This window comes from Pseudomonas sp. D4002 (genome assembly GCF_013385665.1).
In the GTDB taxonomy this organism is placed as follows: Bacteria; Pseudomonadota; Gammaproteobacteria; order Pseudomonadales; family Pseudomonadaceae; genus Aquipseudomonas.
In genome coordinates this window covers 1-16,863 of record NZ_JACAPN010000043.1, presented here as the reverse complement: position 1 = coordinate 16,863, position 16,863 = coordinate 1, and the positions used below count along the sequence as shown (strand labels likewise).

Below are 16,863 nucleotides of genomic sequence, written 5' to 3'. Positions count from 1 at the left end.
CGTGTCCGCCACTGCGGGTGTATCAGAGTGTGTATGGATGCCCCTGAGATACACACGTACCGGCAATCGCGGCAGCCCGACACACGACAGATACACATCGGCGCTTAAGTGATGAAGCCTGTTCAACATTCAATCACCCAGGGCCCGGAAAATAAAATGAATAACCTCCCTTCTGTCGACCGTCTCACCGTCACCTCCTACACCAATGGGCTGCTCGGCCCCAGCCAGAAAATGCTCGGCCCGCTGGCCGACGGTGGCACCTTGATCACCGGCACCCCGCCCGGTTGCTGGGGCCCGATGATCACGCCGGCCTTTGAGGGTGGCCATGAAGTGACCCAGCCCGTGTTCATCGCCGGCGCCGACATCGGCGACGCGGTGGCGCTGAAGATCAAGCGCATGCGCGTCACCTCCCTGGCCACGTCCTCGGGGGTCATGAGTTTTGTCGAAGGGCGTTACCACGGCGACCCGTTCGTCGCGAAGTTCTGCTCCAACTGCGGGCAAGAGCATCCCGCCAGCCACGTCGAAGGCATTGGCGATGACGCCATTCGTTGCGATGCCTGTGGCGCCGAGGTCAGTGCGTTTCGTTTCAGCAATGGTTACGTGATCGTTCTGGATGCCGAGCATCAGGTGAGCCTGACGGTCAACCAGGCCGTGGCGGATCGCCTGGCCGGCAAGGCATCGGACATGTCGGCGCTGCCCGAACTGTCTGCCCAGCACTCGATCCTGTCCCTGGCCCGCGCCGATATCCCGGGCCTGGCCGCGCATATGCGCCCATTCCTGGGCAACATCGGCACCACGCCTTCACGGGATCTGCCGGATTCCCACAACTGCGGCGACTTCGGCCAGTACCTGGTGGGCGCGCCCCATCGCTACAGCATGACCCACGATGAACTGCACGCCGCGAAAACCGATGGCCACATGGACACCAATTCCGTGCGCGAAGGCTGCATCCTGATCTGCCCGGTGAAGGTCCCCGGCGCCGGGGTGTACATGGGCGATATGCATGCTCAACAGGGCAATGGCGAAATTGCCGGGCATGCCACCGATGTGTCGGGGGAAACCGAACTGACGGTGCAGGTGATCAAGGGCCTGAGCCTGGACGGGCCGATCCTGCTGCAAAACCTCGATGACCTGCCGCCCATGGCGCGCCCGATGACCGCGGAGCAACGCCTGCGGGTGAAGGCACTGGGGGAGCGCTGGGGCAAGGTGGAGATCGAGGAGAACGCGCCCATCACCTTCATCGGCAGTGGGACCAATCTCAACGTCGCGACAGACAACGGACTGGAACGCGCAGCCGCCGTGACCGGGCTGCCGCTCGACGAAGTGCGCAACCGCGCGACCATCAACGGCTCGATTGAAATCAGCCGCCTGCCGGGAACCGTGCGGGTCACGATCCTGTGCCCGATGCACATCCTTGATCGTATGGGCGTGGGCCAACTGGCCCGGGAGAAATATCAGCTTTGACCCGCCTCAGCGGTACAGCAAGCGCTCCGCCAGCTCATCCGCTACCCGCGCGGGTGAGCGTTTTTCAGCCTGGGCATGGGCGAAGATCTCGGTCAGGCGTGTGCCGATGTTCGACAGGTGCGCGGTGATGGTTTCCAGCTCCGCGCCGCCGTGCTTGAGGGCCACGTAGATCAGCCCACCGGAGTTGATCACGTAGTCCGGCGCGTAAAGAATCCCACGCCCTTCCAACTGATCGGCCACTTGCAGGTTGGTCAGTTGCGCACTGGCGGAGCCGGCCACCGCTGCGCATCGCAACTGCGCGACCGTGTAGCGGTTGAACACCGCGCCCACACCACAGGGCGCAAGGATATCGCATGGGGTGCTGAGCAAGGCTTCGTTGGCAATCGGGTGCGCACCCAGTTGTTCCATGGCCAGTTGCACCTTGCCGTGGTCGATGTCGCTCACCAGCAATTCAGCCCCGGCGGCGTGCAGCTGCTCGGCGAGGGCATAACCGACGTTGCCCAGGCCCTGGATCGCCACGCGCAGACCTTCCAGGTTATCGCTGCCCAGGCGAGCCATCGCGGTGGTGCGGATGCCGGCGAACACGCCCATCGCCGCGTGGGGCGAGGGATCGCCGGCCGCCGTGGTGCTGGTGACATAGCGGGTCTGCTGGGCGATGCAATCCATGTCGGCCACCGAGGTGCCGCTGTCGATGGCGGTGATGTAGCGGCCATCCAGCTGCTCGATGCAGCGGCCGAAGGCTTCAAACAATGCCGCGCGGCTTTCCACATGGGCGGGGCGGATGATCACCGCGTTGCCGCCACCCACCGGCAAACCGGCCAGCGCGGCCTTGTAGCTCATGCCCTGGGCCAGGCGCGCGGCATCCGCCACGGCACTTTCATCGTCGGGGTAAGAGAGGTAGCGGCAGCCTCCAAGGGCGGGACCCAGGCGGCTGTTGTGGATGGCAATGACCGCCTTCAACCCGGTGGCCGGGTCAACGCTCAGGTGCAGCGATTCAAGGCGGGTGCTGTGCATGAGCGCAAACATCGTCAAGCTCCCGAATCACTTCTGGTAGGCGCCAAGTATAGGACTGCCAGCGAAACCCTGCTGAAGCGCGCAGGAATAAGACCACCGGTTTTAAAGGGTTTGCGACATAAACAGGTAGGACCTGTCTTAAGGCACTGGACGAAAGTTCACAGCAAGGCTAAAACGAGACATCCGCCGGAGAACCCAATGAAGCCCCGCGACGCCTTTTTTGCCTGCCTGGAACGCTCACCGCCCGCGCTGTTTGAAGCCGCGCTGTGGATGGCGGCCGAGCACGACCCGGCGGTGGACCCCTTGGCCATCCTGCAGGACTTCAAGGTATTGCAGCAATTGGTCAGCCTCAGCATGCCGATGCTGCCGGCGGATGAACTCGGACAACCGTTGCTGCGGCGCATGAACGACCTGGGGTTCGCCCAGGATGACCACACCCCGCTGCGCCCCGCCGCCGCGCTGCTGGACAAGGTGTTGAAGCGTAAACGCGGGCAGCCGCTGGCTCTCGGGCTGATTGCCCTGGAGCTGGCGCGGCGCCTGGACATTCCGCTGGTGGGCGTCAACTTCCCGGGGCACTTCCTGTTGCGGGTGCCGGGCGCCGATCACCTGCTCGACCCCTGCGGCGGCCGACGCCTGTACCCCAACGATTGCCGCGACCTGCTGACCCGCCAGTACGGGCCCAATCTCAAGTTGCAGGCCGACCACCTGCACACCGCCGAGCCGCGATCGATCCTGCAACGGCTGTCGCGTAATCTGCGCCAGTTGCACCTGTCCAACGACGACCACCTGGCCGCTCTGGTGGATGCCGAACGCGTGCTGGAGCTGGGCAATGCCAGCGCCGCCGATTACCTGGCCCGGGCCAGTTTGTATCAGCGCCTGGATTGCCCGAACGCCGAGCGTTTTGACCTGGAACACGCATTGATGCTCAGCGAAGACCCGATCCAGCGTCTACGCCTGACCGAACGGCTGGGCCATTTGCCGCCGAACTCTGTGGTGCATTGACTGGCGAGCGCACCTGGATAATCAACAACGCCGCTATCACCGCCGGAATCGCGCAGAAGAAGAAAATCTGCTGCACCGGTATGTGCATCGCCAGCAGCAGGCTGCCGAACAGCGGCCCCAGGATCGACCCGAACCGCCCGACACCCAGCGCCCAGCCGGTACCGGTGGCCCGCACGTGAGCCGGGTAGAAGTTACTGGCGAACGCGTTCAGGGTCAGTTGACCGCCGATGATGCAGAAGCCCGCCGCAAACACGCAGGCCACCAGATACCGCGGATTGTCGTGATTCAGCCCCAGCAGGATGGTGCACACCGCAGCCGCTGCCAGCACGCCGGACAGTAGGCGCACTTTGCTTTTGAGCCGGTCGGCAAACCAGGCCATGCCGATGGCGCCCAAGGTCCCGGCGAACAGGAACATCGAGGTCACCAGATTGGCTTCGTTCAGGCCCAAACCGCTTTCCAGCAACAGCGAAGGCAGCCAGCTGATCATGAAATACAGCAGGATCAGGCTGACAAAGAACGTCGCCCACAGCAGTAATGTCGGGCGCGCGTAGCCATGGCGGAACAGCTCCACCACCGTCAGTTTGCTGCCTTGCTCCTGGCGGTTTTCAGCCTCGCTCGCTGGCGGCGGTTGCCAGCCTGGCAGCATTCGCGCGGTGACTTTTTGCAGGCGCGCATACGGCGGCGCATCACGCAGCAGGCGTGGCAGGGATTCGGGCAACATCCAGGCAAGAAACGGAAACAACAGCAATGGCGTCACACCACCGGCGAGGAACACCGCCTGCCAGCCGAAGCTGTCGATAAACCCGGCCGCGACAAAACCACCGGCCGCACCGCCGAAAGAGAAGCCACAGGCGGCGAGCGTCACCATCAATGTTCGCAGGCGGGGTGGTGAGTATTCCGACATCAAGGCCATGGCGCTGGGCATTGCACCGCCCATGCCGATGCCGCAGATAAAGCGGGCGGCCATCAAGGTATTGAGAGAGTTGGCGAACACCATCAGCACCGTGAGGCTGGCGTAGATCAACACACAGCACAGCAGGATGCGCCGCACCCCGAAGCGATCCGCCAGCGGCGTGACGGCCAGGGAACCCAGCGTCAGCCCCAGCAGGTTGGCGCTGAACACCGGGCCGAACGCGGCTTTTTCCAGGCCCCAGTCCCTGGCCAGCGCCGGTACTACGTAGCCCAGGACCTGGGCGTCGTAGCCATCGGTGACCAGCAACAGTGCCAGCAACAGGAGAATCAACCACTGATAGCGCGACACCGGACGGGCGTCGAGTGCCGCACGAAAGCTGGCAATCTGATTGTGCATCGCAAGGGACCTGTATTGTTTTTATATATTTTGGACACGCTGAAGATCACATGTGGGAGCGGGCTTGCTCGCGAAAGCGGTATGCCAGTCAATACATCTGCTGACTGATACACCGTATTCGCGAGCAAGCCCGCTCCCACATTTGGCCGGTGTGAGCCTGGAGATTTATGGGGTATCCGGTTGGTTGGCGGGATGAGCCGCCATGAACGCCGGATGCTGCGCCGCCAACCCCGCCACCCGCTGAATGCGCGGGTACGCCGCCAGCGACACCTTGAACCGCTCGGCCGCATACAACTGTGGAATCAAGAACGTATCCGCCATCCCCGGCTGCTCGCCAAAGCAATAACCCTGATCACCAATCAACTGCTCCACCGCCGCCAGGCCCTGGCTGATCCAGTGCCCGATCCACTCCAGCACCTGCGCTTCATCGTGCCCCCATTGCTTGAGCAGATTCTGGGTACTGGAGTTGTGCAGCGGGTGGATGTCGCAACCGATGACCGACGCCACCGCGCGCTCATGGGCGCGGGTTGCCAGATCCGTGGAGAGCAACGGCACCTGTGGATAACGTTCCTCCAGGTACTCGATGATCGCCGGCGACTGAATCAACACATCACCCTCATCGGTGCGCAAGGCCGGCACGCGACCTTGCGGGTTGATCGCCAGGTACTCCGGCTGATGGTTGGCGCCGCCCTTGGGCACCAGCAGGTTGACCGGCACGGCGGTGAAGTCCAGGCCCTTGAGGGCCAGCGCGATCCGCACCCGGTAGGACGAAGTGGAGCGGTAGTAGGTATAGAGTTCCATGGCCCTGCCCTCTCAGCGCGCCGCGACCACGGTACCCCGGCATTCGCCGAAGCCGATGGAGGCAAAACCGTCGCGGGTGCAGCGGGCACGCAGGATGATTTCGTCGCCATCTTCAAGGAATTTCCGCACCTCGCCGGAGGCCAGTTCGATCGGCTTTTTACCGCCCTCGGTGATTTCCAGCAGGCTGCCGAATTGCCCGGCTTCCGGCCCCGACAAGGTGCCCGAACCGAACAGGTCACCCGCCTGCAACTGGCAGCCGTTGACGCTGTGGTGCGCAACCATCTGCGCGACGGTCCAGTACATGTGTTGGGTGTTGCTCAGGGTCAAGCGATGGGCCGGCAGGTTCTGCTCACGCATCGAGGCGGTGGTCAGCAGCACTTCCAGTTCGATATCAAAACCACCGGCAGCCTGGTCGCGCTTGTCCAGCAAGTATGGCAGTGGTTGCGGGTCGCCTTCAGGGCGCGCCGGCTGTGCCTTGCGGAACGGTTCCAGGGCTTCAGCCGTCACCACCCATGGCGAAATGCTGGTGATGAAACTCTTCGACAGGAACGGGCCCAGCGGCTGGTATTCCCAGGCCTGGATATCCCGCGCCGACCAGTCGTTGAGCAGGCAGAAACCGGCGATGTGATCAGCCGCGTCGCCGATGGCAATCGAGTCGCCCATGGCATTGCCCTGGCCGATCCAGATGCCCAGCTCCAGCTCGTAGTCCAGGCGTGCGCAGGGGCCGAAGGTCGGCTCGGTCTGGCCGGCTGGCAGGGTCTGGCCTTTCGGGCGGCGGACCTCGGTGCCCGACGGGCGAATCGTCGACGCGCGGCCGTGGTAGCCGATCGGCACATACTTGTAGTTGGGCAGCAGCGGGTTGTCCGGGCGGAACAGCTTGCCGACGTTTTGCGCGTGCTCGATGCCCACGTAGAAGTCGGTGTAGTCGTTGATCCTGGCCGGCAGGTGCATCTGGCAATCGGCAGCCGGGTGCAGCGCAGCTTGCAGTTTGCCTTGCTGGTCGCTGCCTTCGGCCAACAGTTCCAGCAGGCGTTCACGCAAGGCCACGCGCGGGCCACGGCCGAGTTCGAAAAACGCGTTCAATTGGCCGCCAGCGGTGGCTTCAACGGCCCGGCGGGCTTCGCCTTCAAAGCATTCCAGCGCGGCGTGCAGATCAAGAATCTGCTCGCCAATCGCCACGCCACTGCGCGGTGCCGAGCCATTAACGCTGAACACCCCCAACGGCAGGTTTTGCAGCGGGAAATCCCGGTGACCGTTGGCGGAAACCACCCAACTGCGGGTGAGATTAGGCTGAGTCATGGGTTATCTCCGATTCGGGTTGAAGGTTGCAGGGAGCGAGGCCCAGCAAGCGTCGTAGGAAGGTTGCAGTTGCGGGCATTCCAGCGCGAACTGTGTAGGACGCAGCACTTGGCTGGTCTCGAACATGAACGCCATGGTGTTATCAATCTTGTGGGGCTCAAGCGTCGCGTTGATGGCTTTGGTGCAAGTCTCGCCATCCGGGCCGTGGGCGCTCATGCAGCTGTGCAACGACGCACCGCCGGGCACGAAGCCTTCAGCCTTGGCGTCATAGGCACCCTGGATCAGGCCCATGTATTCGTTCATCAGGTTGCGGTGGAACCACGGTGGCCGGAAGGTGTTTTCGGCGACCATCCAGCGGGGCGGGAAGATCACGAAGTCGAGGTTGGCCAGGCCGTGCACGCTGGTGGGCGAGGTCAATACGGTGAAGATCGACGGGTCCGGGTGATCGAAGCTCACGGTGCCGATGGTGTTGAAACGACGCAGGTCGTATTTGTACGGCACGTTGTTGCCGTGCCACGCCACCACGTTCAGCGGCGAATGGTCGAGCTGGCAGCCCCACAGTTCACCGAGGAATTTCTGCACCAGCGTGGTCGGTTGCTTGAGGTCTTCGTAATGGGCGACCGGCGTGAGGAAATCCCGTGGGTTGGCCAGGCCGTTGCTGCCGATAGGACCAAGGTCCGGCAGGCGCAGTGGCGCGCCATGGTTCTCGGCGACGTAACCGCGGGCCTGGGCATCCAGCAGTTCGACGCGGAATTTCAGGCCGCGGGGCAGCACGACGATTTCCAGTGGCTCGACTTCCAGCACACCCAGTTCGGTCGCAATGCGCAGGCGGCCCTGTTCGGGAACGACCAACAGTTCGCCGTCCGCGTTGAAGAACACGCGGTCCATCGAACGGTTGGCGCGGTAGTTGTAGATGCTGATGCCCGAGGGTTTTTCCGATCCGGAATTGGCGACCATGCCTACAAGGCCATCGATGAAATCTGTCGGCTCACCCGGAATATCCAGCGGGTTCCAGCGCAGGCGGTTGGGCGTCACAGCGCCCAGCGGTCCACCGGCCAATTGCCGTTCCAGCTTGACGAACGCCGGGTGATTGGCCGACGGCTGGATGCGGTACAACCAGGTGCGCCGGGCTTCGCTGCGGGCCATGGTGAAGGCGGTGCCGGAGAAGAGTTCGGTGTACAGCCCGTAGGGCGCTTTCTGCGGGGCGTTCTGGCCGACGGGCAATGCACCGGGCAAGGCTTCAGTGGCAAATTCATTGCCAAAACCCGATTGGTATTCGAGGGTCATGGATCGTCCTCTGAGCGGAAGTTGTTTTTATCGTAATCCAGTTACGCATAACGTAATTTGATACCTGTTGACCGTCAAGCTATAAAGACGCCCATTCGTCTTTCGGATTCATGCCTTCCATGGAAAAGCCGCCCGCCCCCCGCGACACCGGTAAACAGAAAGTCCGCTCGGCTGAAGTGGGCACCGACATCCTCAAGGCCCTGGCTGAACTGTCGCCGGCCACCTCGTTGTCGCGCCTGGCCGAGCACGTGCAAATGCCGGCGAGCAAGGTCCACCGCTATTTGCAGGCGCTGATTGCCTCGGGTTTTGCCGAACAGAACACCGCCACCAACCATTACGGCCTGGGCCGTGAAGCCTTGCGCGTGGGGCTGGCCGCGCTGGGCAGCATGGACGTGCTGAAAGTCGCCGCCCTGCCCCTGGCGGAACTGCGGGATGAGTTGAATGAAACCTGCTTCCTGGCCGTCTGGGGTAACCAGGGCGCGACGGTGGTGCATATCGAGCCGGCGGTGCGCGCGGTGACGGTGGTCACGCAATTGGGCTCGGTGTTGCCGTTGCTCAGTTCGTCCACCGGGCTGGTGTTCAGTGCGTTCCTGCCGTCGCGGGAAACCGTGGAGTTGCGCGAGCGGGAGATTCAGGCGGGCGTTGCCCATGCGTTGGCGGATGACCAGGAATACGCGACCACCTGTGAGCAGATCCGCCAGCGCGGCTTGCACTTTGTGCATGGTTTGCTGATGCCGGGTGTGGACGCGTTGTCGGCGCCGGTGTTCAACGCGGTCGGGCAAGTGGCGGCGGTGTTGACCGTGGTGGGGCCGACGTCGCTGTTCCATGCCGATGAAGACGGCCCGGCGGCGAAGCGTTTGCTGGCGGCGACCCAGGCGGTGAGTTGGCGCATGGGTTATCAGCCGTAACGCTCAGTATCAGGCACCCAACAGAACAAAATGTGGGAGCGGGCTTGCTCGCGAATGCAGTCTGTCAGTTAAAGCATCAGTGACTGATACACCGCATTCGCGAGCAAGCCCGCTCCCACATTTGATCGTCATTGTTTGACGAATAGTGCATGGCTTCAGGCCATCAAGCCCAGCGTCTTGGCTTTCGCCACCGCCTGGGTGCGCCGCTCCACCCCCAACTTGCTGTGAATCCTCCGCGCATGGGTTTTTACCGTGTGCAGCGAGATAAACAATTGGCTGGCAATTTCCAGATTGGAATTGCCCTGGGCAATCAGTTGCAGCACCTCAAGCTCGCGCTGGCTCAGGGGATTTTCCCCCGCCGCCGCCGGGCATTCCTGCGGTTCCAGCCCCAATGCACTCAACAACCCCGGTTGCCTGAGGCGCAGCTCGCGAATCGCTTGCTGTACCTGGCAACGCCCCGCCAGTTCCAATCCGGCTTCCAGCGAGCGCACGGCCAACGGGCGATCGCCGACTTGCCAGGCCACTTCCCCCAGCACCAAGTGCAACTCCGCTTCCAGGCACAGCATGCCCCGCTGACGGGCGGCCTCCAGTAACGCACTCAGGCGGGCGACAGGCTCTTCGGCGCGATGCAATTTCACTTCGGCCAGCACCTGCAAATATTCAAGCCTGGGGATCAACTCCAGGGTGGCCGGCGGTGCTTGTTTCGCCTTGGGGCCACGGTAGTGCCGCAGCACCCGGGTCACCGCCTCCAGGGTCAGTTCGGCGCGACCCTGTTGCAGCCAGAAATGCCCGCTGAGCAACAGCAATACGGCGCGATAGACGGTGTCGGGCACCTGGCGTTGCTGCATCAGGCGTTCAGCGTCGCGCAACTGGATAAACGCCTGGGCGTAATCGCCCTTGTTGGCGGCCAATAGCGCCAGTCCCAGGTAGCCGTAGAGCACGCGTTTGTCCTGGCTGTGCAGGCACATGCCCAGGCCGGATTCGAAGCATTCGGTGGCCACGGCGTCGTGGCCCTGGCGCAGCGCCAGGTGCCCACGTCGCAAGCAAATCCGCCCCATCAACGGCCCGGCTTTAAGCCGCTGTTGCACCAGCATGCGCTGCACATTTTCCAGCAGGCTTTGGGCCCGATACGGCGCGCCGCGCTGCTCCAGCAACTGCGCATGATCGAGCTCCAACAATGCCTCCAACAGCAGTGAGCCGTGGGAGCGCGCCAGGCACAACGCCTCGCGGTTCAGCGCCTGGGCCACGTCCAGCTCGCCACGCAGCAAGGCTTGCTGGGTCAGGCCCGACAGGCACATCAGGCGCGACGTCCAGGCGCTCTCGGGCAAGTCTTGCAGGGCTTCGAGAAAATGCTCCCGGGCGCGTGCGGCTTCGCCGCCCAGATGCAACAGCCAGCCCCATTGCGCCTGCCAGCGGGCCAGCAGATAACGCTGCAGGTGCGCGGTCGGTTGCGGAGTGAAACGCGCCAGTTGGTCAATGCACAACGCCGCCTGGTCGAAACGCCCGGCAAACAGCAACGCCGCCGTTACCAAGCCCACCAGTTGCGCCGAGCCCAGCATCAATTCATCACCATGCTGCTCATGCAGGCGCAACAACAGCACCGCGTTTTGCTGGCGGAACAGGTCTTCAAAACTGAAATGCTGCAACAGGCTTACAGCCACTTCGTACTCTTCGGCCTGCAACGCTTGCTCAAACGCTGCTTGCCAGTCCTCGGCGGCGGTAAACCATTGGCACGCGCGCCGGTGCCAGGAGCGCCTGGCTGGCCAGGGTTCGGCGCGCATCAGTTGGGCCAGTGGCGGGAAGACTTGCAGCCAGTCGGTGGACTCCTCCCAGGGCTCGATAAAGGCGCCCAGCGTCTGCAAGTCTCGCAGGTAGTCGCCACCGTCACCAAAGCCGAACAAGTGGTCACACAAGCTCGGGTTGAAGCGTGGCAGGTGCGCGAGCACGCGCCAGGCCTCAGCCAATTCCGGCGCCAGGCCCGTGAACAACTCGTGTTGCAGGTAGTCGAGCAAGGTTTTGTCCGGGTGCCCGTCGCCTTCAAGCAGTCCGATACGCACTCCGGCGCACCAGCCGGCGCTGAACTGCAACACCTTGTCGGCGCTGGGCCCGGCCAAGTGCTGGATTTCGCTGGGGTCAAACGCCAACTCGGCAGCGCTGCATTCCCACAGTTCATCATCAAGCAACAGCCGGGGCCAGTTGCAGGCCGGCCGCCGCCGCGCGCCGATCCACCAGGTCAAGGCCGGGCTGCTGGCGGCCAGAATGCGGTCAAGCAACCCATCCAGTTCAGGCGCCGGCACGCGGCAGAAGTCATCGAGAAACAACCAGGCCGGCGCTTGCCAGCGGTTCAGGGCCAGCAGCAACGTGGGCTCATCAACAAAGTCGAGGCCAAGGCTTTGCGCCAGGCGCTGACACAAATCCGAGGCCACGCCATTCAGCGGCAACCAGTACACCTGGCACTGCGAAGGCGCCTGCGACGCGCACTCGGCGAGCAATGCACTCTTGCCACTGCCGGCCGGGGCGCAGAGCAACTTCACCCGTGCCGTGGCGTTGAGCAGCGGCACGGCCAGGCGCGGGCGCAACAGATGATGGGGAGACAAGCGTGGCATGAATCCAGGACGATCCAGACAACGGGTCATGGCGGTCATTACTGCGTCCCTGTTTTTTATTATTAGGCGGCGTGCGCCCTACCCTAGTCCTGTGGCTGGCGGTTGTTGAGGAGTATTCAGCAGGCTGATTGGCGGGCATAAAAAAGCCGGGAGCCAAAAGGCCACCCGGCACTCGTTCTAAAGGTGGAACACCGTAAATGTGGGAGCGGGCTTGCTCGCGAAGGCGGTGTATCAGTCACTGATGCTTTAACTGACAGACCGCCTTCGCGAGCAAGCCCGCTCCCACAGTTTCATCGCATTTCAATCAGGTTTTAGCGCACGCCTTCCGAGCGCAATGCTGCCGGCGTGTAGTCGGCCGCCTTGGCCGCAAAGCCGAACACAAAGCTGCTCTTCTCTTCGTTCTTCATGCCCAGGGCGATGTAGCGCCCGGCGATGATGTCGTACAGGGTTTCGACGGTGTAGGCCGGCACCTGATGGTCGTAGTAGAACTGCGCGTGACCTTCAGCAACACGCCACAGCTGGCCGCGGCCGTCGTAGTGGTCCACCAGCGCCACCTGCCAGCTGTCTTCGTCGATGTACATGTGGCGCTTGGCGTAGATGTGCCGTTCGCTCGGCTTGACCGTGCCGATCACTTCCCAGACCCGGTGCAGCTCGTAGCGGGTCAAATCCTGGTTGATGTGGCCGGCCTTGATGATGTCGTCGTACTTGAGGGTCGGCGAGTCGAGCTTGTAGCTGTTGTAGGGAATGTACATCTCCTTCTTGCCCACCAGCTTCCAGTCGTAGCGGTCGGGGGCGCCGGAGAACATGTCGAAGTTATCCGAGGTGCGCAGGCCGTCGGCCGCAGTGCCCGGCCCGTCGTAGGCCACTTGCGGCGCACGGCGTACCCGGCGCTGGCCGGCGTTGTAGACCCAGGCCAGGCGCGGCTCCTTCACCTGGTCGAGCGTCTCATGCACCAACAGTACGTTGCCGGCCAGGCGCGCCGGGGCGGTCACCGATTGTTTGAAGAAGGTCAGTACGTTGGCGCCCTTGACCGGGTCCATGTCCGGGATCAGTTGCGGCACGGCCACTTCTTCCTCGAAACGGATCGGCGTGTAGCTGCCGTTGGTCTGCGGCGTGGCCTGGGTGATGATGCGGCGCAGGTTCCCGCCGTGGTAACGGGTGATGTGGTTCCACAGCACTTCCACGCCATTTTTCGGAATCGGGAAAGCGTAGTAGCGGTTGCCGGTGAAATTTTCCAGGCCATTGCCGTCGTTGATCGCGTGTACGTTGAGCGCGCTGCGCTTGATCGACTCGTAGATCTCCGGCGGCAGGTTGACCGTGCGGTGGGTCGGGTACACCGGAATCTTGTAGGTTTGCGGGTAGCGCTTGAACATCGCCACCTGGCCTTCGGACAGTTTGTCCTTGTACTTGTCGACCGTAGCGGCGGTGATCACGAACAGCGGCTTTTCATTGGCGAACGGGTCAGCGAGGAAACCCTTGCTGTCCACCGCCCCGGCGTTTTTCGGGATACCACCGGTCCATGCCGGGATCGAACCATCGGCGTTACCGGCCTTCTCGGCGCCCACCGGGGTCAGGGTAGTGCCGAGCTTGGCCGCTTCTTCCGGCGACACTGCGGCCATCACGTTGGCGGCCAACAGGCTCAGGGCCAACACCCCGCATTGCAGAATCATTTTGCGCATAGTCTCTTGTCCTTACTTAAGCCAAATCAGAAGTTCACGCCAAAGCTGAGGGCGATGAAGTCGCGGTCGGTGAGGGTGTTGTAGTCACCGCCAAAAAAGTCGGTGTAGCTCAGGCTCGCGGTGTAGGTGTTGCGGTAGTCCGCATCCACGCCGACGCTGATGGCCTTGGCGCCTTCGTTGAACAGGCCGTTGGGGCCGTAGCCGCTGACGTCCTGGGACCACGACACGTTGGGCTTGAGGTTGACCCCGGCGAATACGTTGTTGTAATCGAGGATGGCCCGGGCGCGATAACCCCAGGAGTTGGCCGTGACAAACCCATCGGTGTCGCCGCCGAACCCGTACTGGCCGTAGACCGAGTCACGGCCATAACGCAGCTTGGATTTCGCCTCCAGCCCGCCGACGTGCACAAAGGCCGCCTCGCCCACCAGGGTCAGGCGTTCGGCGCCCAGTACCTGGTCGAAGAATTGGGTCATGGTGCTCTGGATCTGGGTGATTTCCTTGCGGCGGTAGCCGGCGTTGTCGGCACCGAAGGAACTGCTGATCGGTGAAGCGGCGTTGCCGGCAATCGGGTTGACCAGGGCCAGCGTCAGGTCGGTGGTGTTGAGTTGTACGGGGGCATTCGGGCGGTAGCTGATTTCGCCGGTCCAGGCGGTGCCGGTGGGCAAGGTGGTGGAGAAACTGGCACCGAACAGGCGGATGTTTTCCGGGTAGTCGAGGTAATACTGGCCGCGACCGAGCATCGTGCTTTGCGCCAGGCCGGCCCCGGTACCCGGGGCGATCCCGTTGGCCGCGTTGGCAATAGCGCCAATGGTTGCCAGGTTGGTGTTGGCGGTGATGGTACCGACGGTGGGCGTGCGGCTGTGATAGTTCATGAAGTACAGGCCGTACTCCGTGTCATCCCCCAGCCAGCGCAACGCCATGCCGAACTGGCCGCCATCGCGCGCCTCGCGGTCTTTTGCACGCTGCACCACTACGCCTTCTTTCGTAACCTGGAAGCCCTGGCCAAACGCCGCCGCCACCGGTTGCAACGGCGCAATCGCCGGGCTGCCGACGGTGTAGTTGCCGTTACAGCCGTGGGCCACCACGTCGTTACCGAAGAAGGTGCCGCAGTTGTCCACCACGGTGTTTTCCCAGTTCAACTGGTAGAAACCTTCCACGCTCAACTGGTTGGTGAGGCTTTGGGAGGCGAACACCATGTTGACCGGAATCAGGCCCTCCTTGATCTCGGCGCCAGGGCGGCGGAACGCGGAAACGTCGATGGGGTTGATGCTGTTGATGGAGTTGCCGATGAACGTACTTTCCCCCCAACTGACCACCTGTTTACCGACGCGCACGTTGCCCGGCAAATCGCCGATGGAATAATTGTGATAGACAAATGCATCGAGTAATTCGTAGCCGGAAGAGCGCGCGCCTTCGTCGCGGTGGTTATTGCTGATCTGCTTGAATTCGCGGTCTTCGTCCTGCAGTTCGAAGTCGTACCAGTACTTGCCGCGCACGAACACGCCGCTGTCGCCGTACTTGAGTTCCAGGTCGTGGATGCCCTTGAAGATCTTGGAGAAGGTCTCACCCTTCTTGAAGTTCAGGCGACCATCATCGCCGGTGGAAGCCTGGCCCGTTCCGCCGTTGGGAATGCCCACCAGCTTCTTGTCGGCATCGCGCATGCCCCAGCTGGCACCGACCGACAGCGAGGAATCGAATTGCCCTTCGATCTCGCCGATGTTGAACGAAACAGCCTGCGCCTGGGCACAGCAACCCAAAGCAACCGCAGCGGCCAGCGCCTGTGGCCTGAAGATGGCGCGCATTGTTGTTTTTGTCATGCGTCTTCCCCGGTGGTGTGACAGAAGGCCCCACCCTACTGCCCGCGATCAGGAGCGATAAGCGCACCAAGGAGGTATTCGTGTTGTCGCTCGAAAGGATGAGAGGGCGCTCTGGCCGGGGTCTTGGAGAGGCCATGGACGAGATGGATGAAGGATTATCAGGAGGATGGATGAGGTGTTATTGCCACTGTTGCGGGTTTGGTAACAGTCCTTGTCTCGAATCGCTATTTTTCATTTTGTAACAAAAGCCTATTCTTGCCTGGCTTTCAGGGCAAACCGCCCGCTTCCAGAACCTGGAAGAACAGCCAGTTTTTTATGGATTGATCAATATTTTCAATCTGTTACCGGTGTTCACTGACGTTGATTTATTGCTCCTTGATCAAACGTCTTACTTCAGCCGCTGCCTTTGCAGCGGCTTTTTTTATGCCTGAAATAAAGCGGGGCGCCATGGCGCCCCGCTTGATTAAAACTTTTTCACGTAATGATCACAGGCTGTACTTCTGCAGGTTGGCCATCATCTCCTTCAAGGCCTCGATGTTGTCCTTGGGGTGAGCGGCCCCGTCGAAGTCACAGATTTGCTGCCAGTGGGCGGCGACATCATCCGGGGAGAACCCGGCTTCAGGATCAAACCCAACCCCCAGGCTGCGCTCCCAGCGGGTCTTGCCGATCCAGCCGCCGCCCACCTCAAACAGCCCGGAGGTTTCCTGACACGCCTCGCTGCCCAGGTACACCACCAGCGGGCTGATCAATTCCGGCTTGAGGCGTTCGAAGACTTGCGGCGGGATCAGGCCTTCGGTCATGCGTGTACCACCGGTGGGGGCGATGGCGTTGACCAGGATGTTGTTCTTGCGGCCTTCCAGCGCCAGGGTGCGGGTCAGGCCGTACAGGCCGAGCTTGGCCATGCCGTAGTTGGACTGGCCGAAGTTGCCGTAGATACCGGAAGTGGAGGCGGTGAAGATCACCCGGCCGTAGGCTTGTTCACGCAGATGGGGCCAGGCGGCGCGAGTGACTTTGTAGGCGCCTTCGACGTGTACGCGGTAGACCAGGTCCCAGTCGCTGTCTTCCATTTTGTGGAAGGTTTTGTCCCGCAGGATCCCGGCGTTGTTGACGACGACGTCGATGCGGCCGAAGGCGTCGAGGGCGTTCTGGACGATCTTGTCACCGTCGGTGACGGAGTCGTGGTTGGCCTCGGCGATGCCGCCGGCTTCGCGGATTTCGGCCACTACGCGGTCGGCCGCCGAGGCGTTGGCGCCTTCGCCCTGGGTTGAGCCGCCAAGATCGTTGACCAGGACTTTGGCGCCGTGTCTGGCGAACAGCAGTGCGTGGGCGCGACCCAGTCCGCCGCCGGCACCGGTGACGATCACGACCTTGTCTTGGAACTGCACAGGCTCACTCATTGGGGACTCCAGGGGTGGTTAGGGGTGGATGGGTTGAGTGTCAGGCACGGGGCCTGGGGTCACAATAAATACGGCTGGGGGTGAATGGTGCGCGATAAGGCTGGGGGATGATTGGTGTGGGTTAGATGGGGGACATATCCGTTATTTAGGTAACGGCGGCTTATGGTTCCGCTCTTACAGCGGCTCACTTTTGAACAGCGCAAAAGTAAGCAAAACGCTCTTGCCCCACCACTCGGCACCTCGCCTAGGCTCGGTGTGCCCTCACTCCGGCTTTGGACCG

Annotated in this window: 12 protein-coding genes; 3 read left to right on the top strand and 9 right to left on the bottom strand. The window is 62.4% G+C overall.

Features of this window, described 5'->3' with window-relative positions:
* The first annotated feature begins 156 nt into the window (after positions 1-156).
* Positions 157-1,464, top strand: a complete 1,308-nt coding sequence (locus HX824_RS26575; protein WP_177055525.1) for an acetamidase/formamidase family protein — start codon at positions 157-159, stop codon at positions 1,462-1,464.
* A 6-nt stretch (positions 1,465-1,470) separates the two neighbouring features.
* Here HX824_RS26575 and HX824_RS26570 read toward each other — a convergent pair whose 3' ends face one another.
* Positions 1,471-2,490: a Glu/Leu/Phe/Val dehydrogenase dimerization domain-containing protein gene (locus HX824_RS26570; RefSeq protein WP_010176963.1), complete on the bottom strand. Its 1,020-nt coding sequence runs from the start codon at positions 2,488-2,490 to the stop codon at positions 1,471-1,473.
* Positions 2,491-2,676: 186 nt separating this feature from the next.
* Between HX824_RS26570 and HX824_RS26565 the strand changes: the two genes are divergently transcribed.
* Positions 2,677-3,480, top strand: coding sequence for a SirB1 family protein (locus HX824_RS26565; protein ID WP_003212796.1), 804 nt, complete (start codon positions 2,677-2,679; stop codon positions 3,478-3,480).
* Here HX824_RS26565 and HX824_RS26560 read toward each other — a convergent pair.
* The 4 genes from HX824_RS26560 to hmgA form a co-directional block, all read right to left on the bottom strand.
* On the bottom strand, positions 3,404-4,789 hold the full coding sequence (locus tag HX824_RS26560) for an aromatic acid/H+ symport family MFS transporter (RefSeq protein ID WP_177055523.1): 1,386 nt from the start codon (positions 4,787-4,789) through the stop codon (positions 3,404-3,406). The two genes, HX824_RS26565 and HX824_RS26560, sit on opposite strands and share 77 nt — an antisense overlap.
* Positions 4,790-4,954: 165 nt before the next feature.
* On the bottom strand, positions 4,955-5,590 hold the full coding sequence (gene maiA, locus HX824_RS26555) for a maleylacetoacetate isomerase (protein ID WP_134325765.1): 636 nt from the start codon (positions 5,588-5,590) through the stop codon (positions 4,955-4,957).
* Positions 5,591-5,602: 12 nt separating this feature from the next.
* Positions 5,603-6,889, bottom strand: a complete 1,287-nt coding sequence (fahA, locus tag HX824_RS26550; RefSeq protein ID WP_102368145.1) for a fumarylacetoacetase — start codon at positions 6,887-6,889, stop codon at positions 5,603-5,605.
* 3 nt (positions 6,890-6,892) lie between these two features.
* On the bottom strand, positions 6,893-8,176 hold the full coding sequence (gene hmgA, locus HX824_RS26545) for a homogentisate 1,2-dioxygenase (protein WP_177046350.1): 1,284 nt from the start codon (positions 8,174-8,176) through the stop codon (positions 6,893-6,895).
* Between the two features lie 119 nt (positions 8,177-8,295).
* Here hmgA and HX824_RS26540 point away from each other — a divergent pair, with 119 nt between their 5' ends.
* Positions 8,296-9,084 (top strand): IclR family transcriptional regulator, encoded by a 789-nt coding sequence (locus HX824_RS26540; protein ID WP_008438587.1) that lies wholly within the window; start codon positions 8,296-8,298, stop codon positions 9,082-9,084.
* Between the two features lie 155 nt (positions 9,085-9,239).
* Here HX824_RS26540 and HX824_RS26535 read toward each other — a convergent pair whose 3' ends face one another.
* From HX824_RS26535 to HX824_RS26520, 4 genes are all read right to left on the bottom strand, one after another.
* Complete coding sequence (locus HX824_RS26535; RefSeq protein ID WP_177055521.1) at positions 9,240-11,729, bottom strand: LuxR C-terminal-related transcriptional regulator; 2,490 nt, start codon at positions 11,727-11,729, stop codon at positions 9,240-9,242.
* Between the two features lie 272 nt (positions 11,730-12,001).
* Positions 12,002-13,369, bottom strand: coding sequence for a DUF1329 domain-containing protein (locus HX824_RS26530; protein ID WP_003212808.1), 1,368 nt, complete (start codon positions 13,367-13,369; stop codon positions 12,002-12,004).
* 26 nt (positions 13,370-13,395) lie between these two features.
* Positions 13,396-15,186, bottom strand: a complete 1,791-nt coding sequence (locus HX824_RS26525; RefSeq protein WP_023659149.1) for a DUF1302 domain-containing protein — start codon at positions 15,184-15,186, stop codon at positions 13,396-13,398.
* A gap of 485 nt (positions 15,187-15,671) precedes the next feature.
* The gene (locus tag HX824_RS26520; RefSeq protein ID WP_008438591.1) at positions 15,672-16,583 is read right to left on the bottom strand and encodes an SDR family oxidoreductase; all 912 of its coding nucleotides are present in this window, start codon (positions 16,581-16,583) and stop codon (positions 15,672-15,674) included.
* Between the last annotated feature and the right edge of the window lie 280 nt (positions 16,584-16,863).

Bases quoted from the DNA above. Each gene is read 5' to 3' on its own strand.
- HX824_RS26525 (WP_023659149.1), bottom strand. From the start codon at position 15,186: ATGACAAAAACAACAATGCGCGCCATCTTCAGGCCACAGGCGCTGGCC.
- HX824_RS26520 (WP_008438591.1), bottom strand. From the start codon at position 16,583: ATGAGTGAGCCTGTGCAGTTCCAAGACAAGGTCGTGATCGTCACCGGT.
- HX824_RS26535 (WP_177055521.1), bottom strand. From the start codon at position 11,729: ATGACCGCCATGACCCGTTGTCTGGATCGTCCTGGATTCATGCCACGC.
- fahA (WP_102368145.1), bottom strand. From the start codon at position 6,889: ATGACTCAGCCTAATCTCACCCGCAGTTGGGTGGTTTCCGCCAACGGT.
- maiA (WP_134325765.1), bottom strand. From the start codon at position 5,590: ATGGAACTCTATACCTACTACCGCTCCACTTCGTCCTACCGGGTGCGG.
- HX824_RS26565 (WP_003212796.1), top strand. From the start codon at position 2,677: ATGAAGCCCCGCGACGCCTTTTTTGCCTGCCTGGAACGCTCACCGCCC.
- HX824_RS26570 (WP_010176963.1), bottom strand. From the start codon at position 2,490: ATGTTTGCGCTCATGCACAGCACCCGCCTTGAATCGCTGCACCTGAGC.
- hmgA (WP_177046350.1), bottom strand. From the start codon at position 8,176: ATGACCCTCGAATACCAATCGGGTTTTGGCAATGAATTTGCCACTGAA.
- HX824_RS26575 (WP_177055525.1), top strand. From the start codon at position 157: ATGAATAACCTCCCTTCTGTCGACCGTCTCACCGTCACCTCCTACACC.
- HX824_RS26540 (WP_008438587.1), top strand. From the start codon at position 8,296: ATGGAAAAGCCGCCCGCCCCCCGCGACACCGGTAAACAGAAAGTCCGC.
- HX824_RS26560 (WP_177055523.1), bottom strand. From the start codon at position 4,789: ATGCACAATCAGATTGCCAGCTTTCGTGCGGCACTCGACGCCCGTCCG.
- HX824_RS26530 (WP_003212808.1), bottom strand. From the start codon at position 13,369: ATGCGCAAAATGATTCTGCAATGCGGGGTGTTGGCCCTGAGCCTGTTG.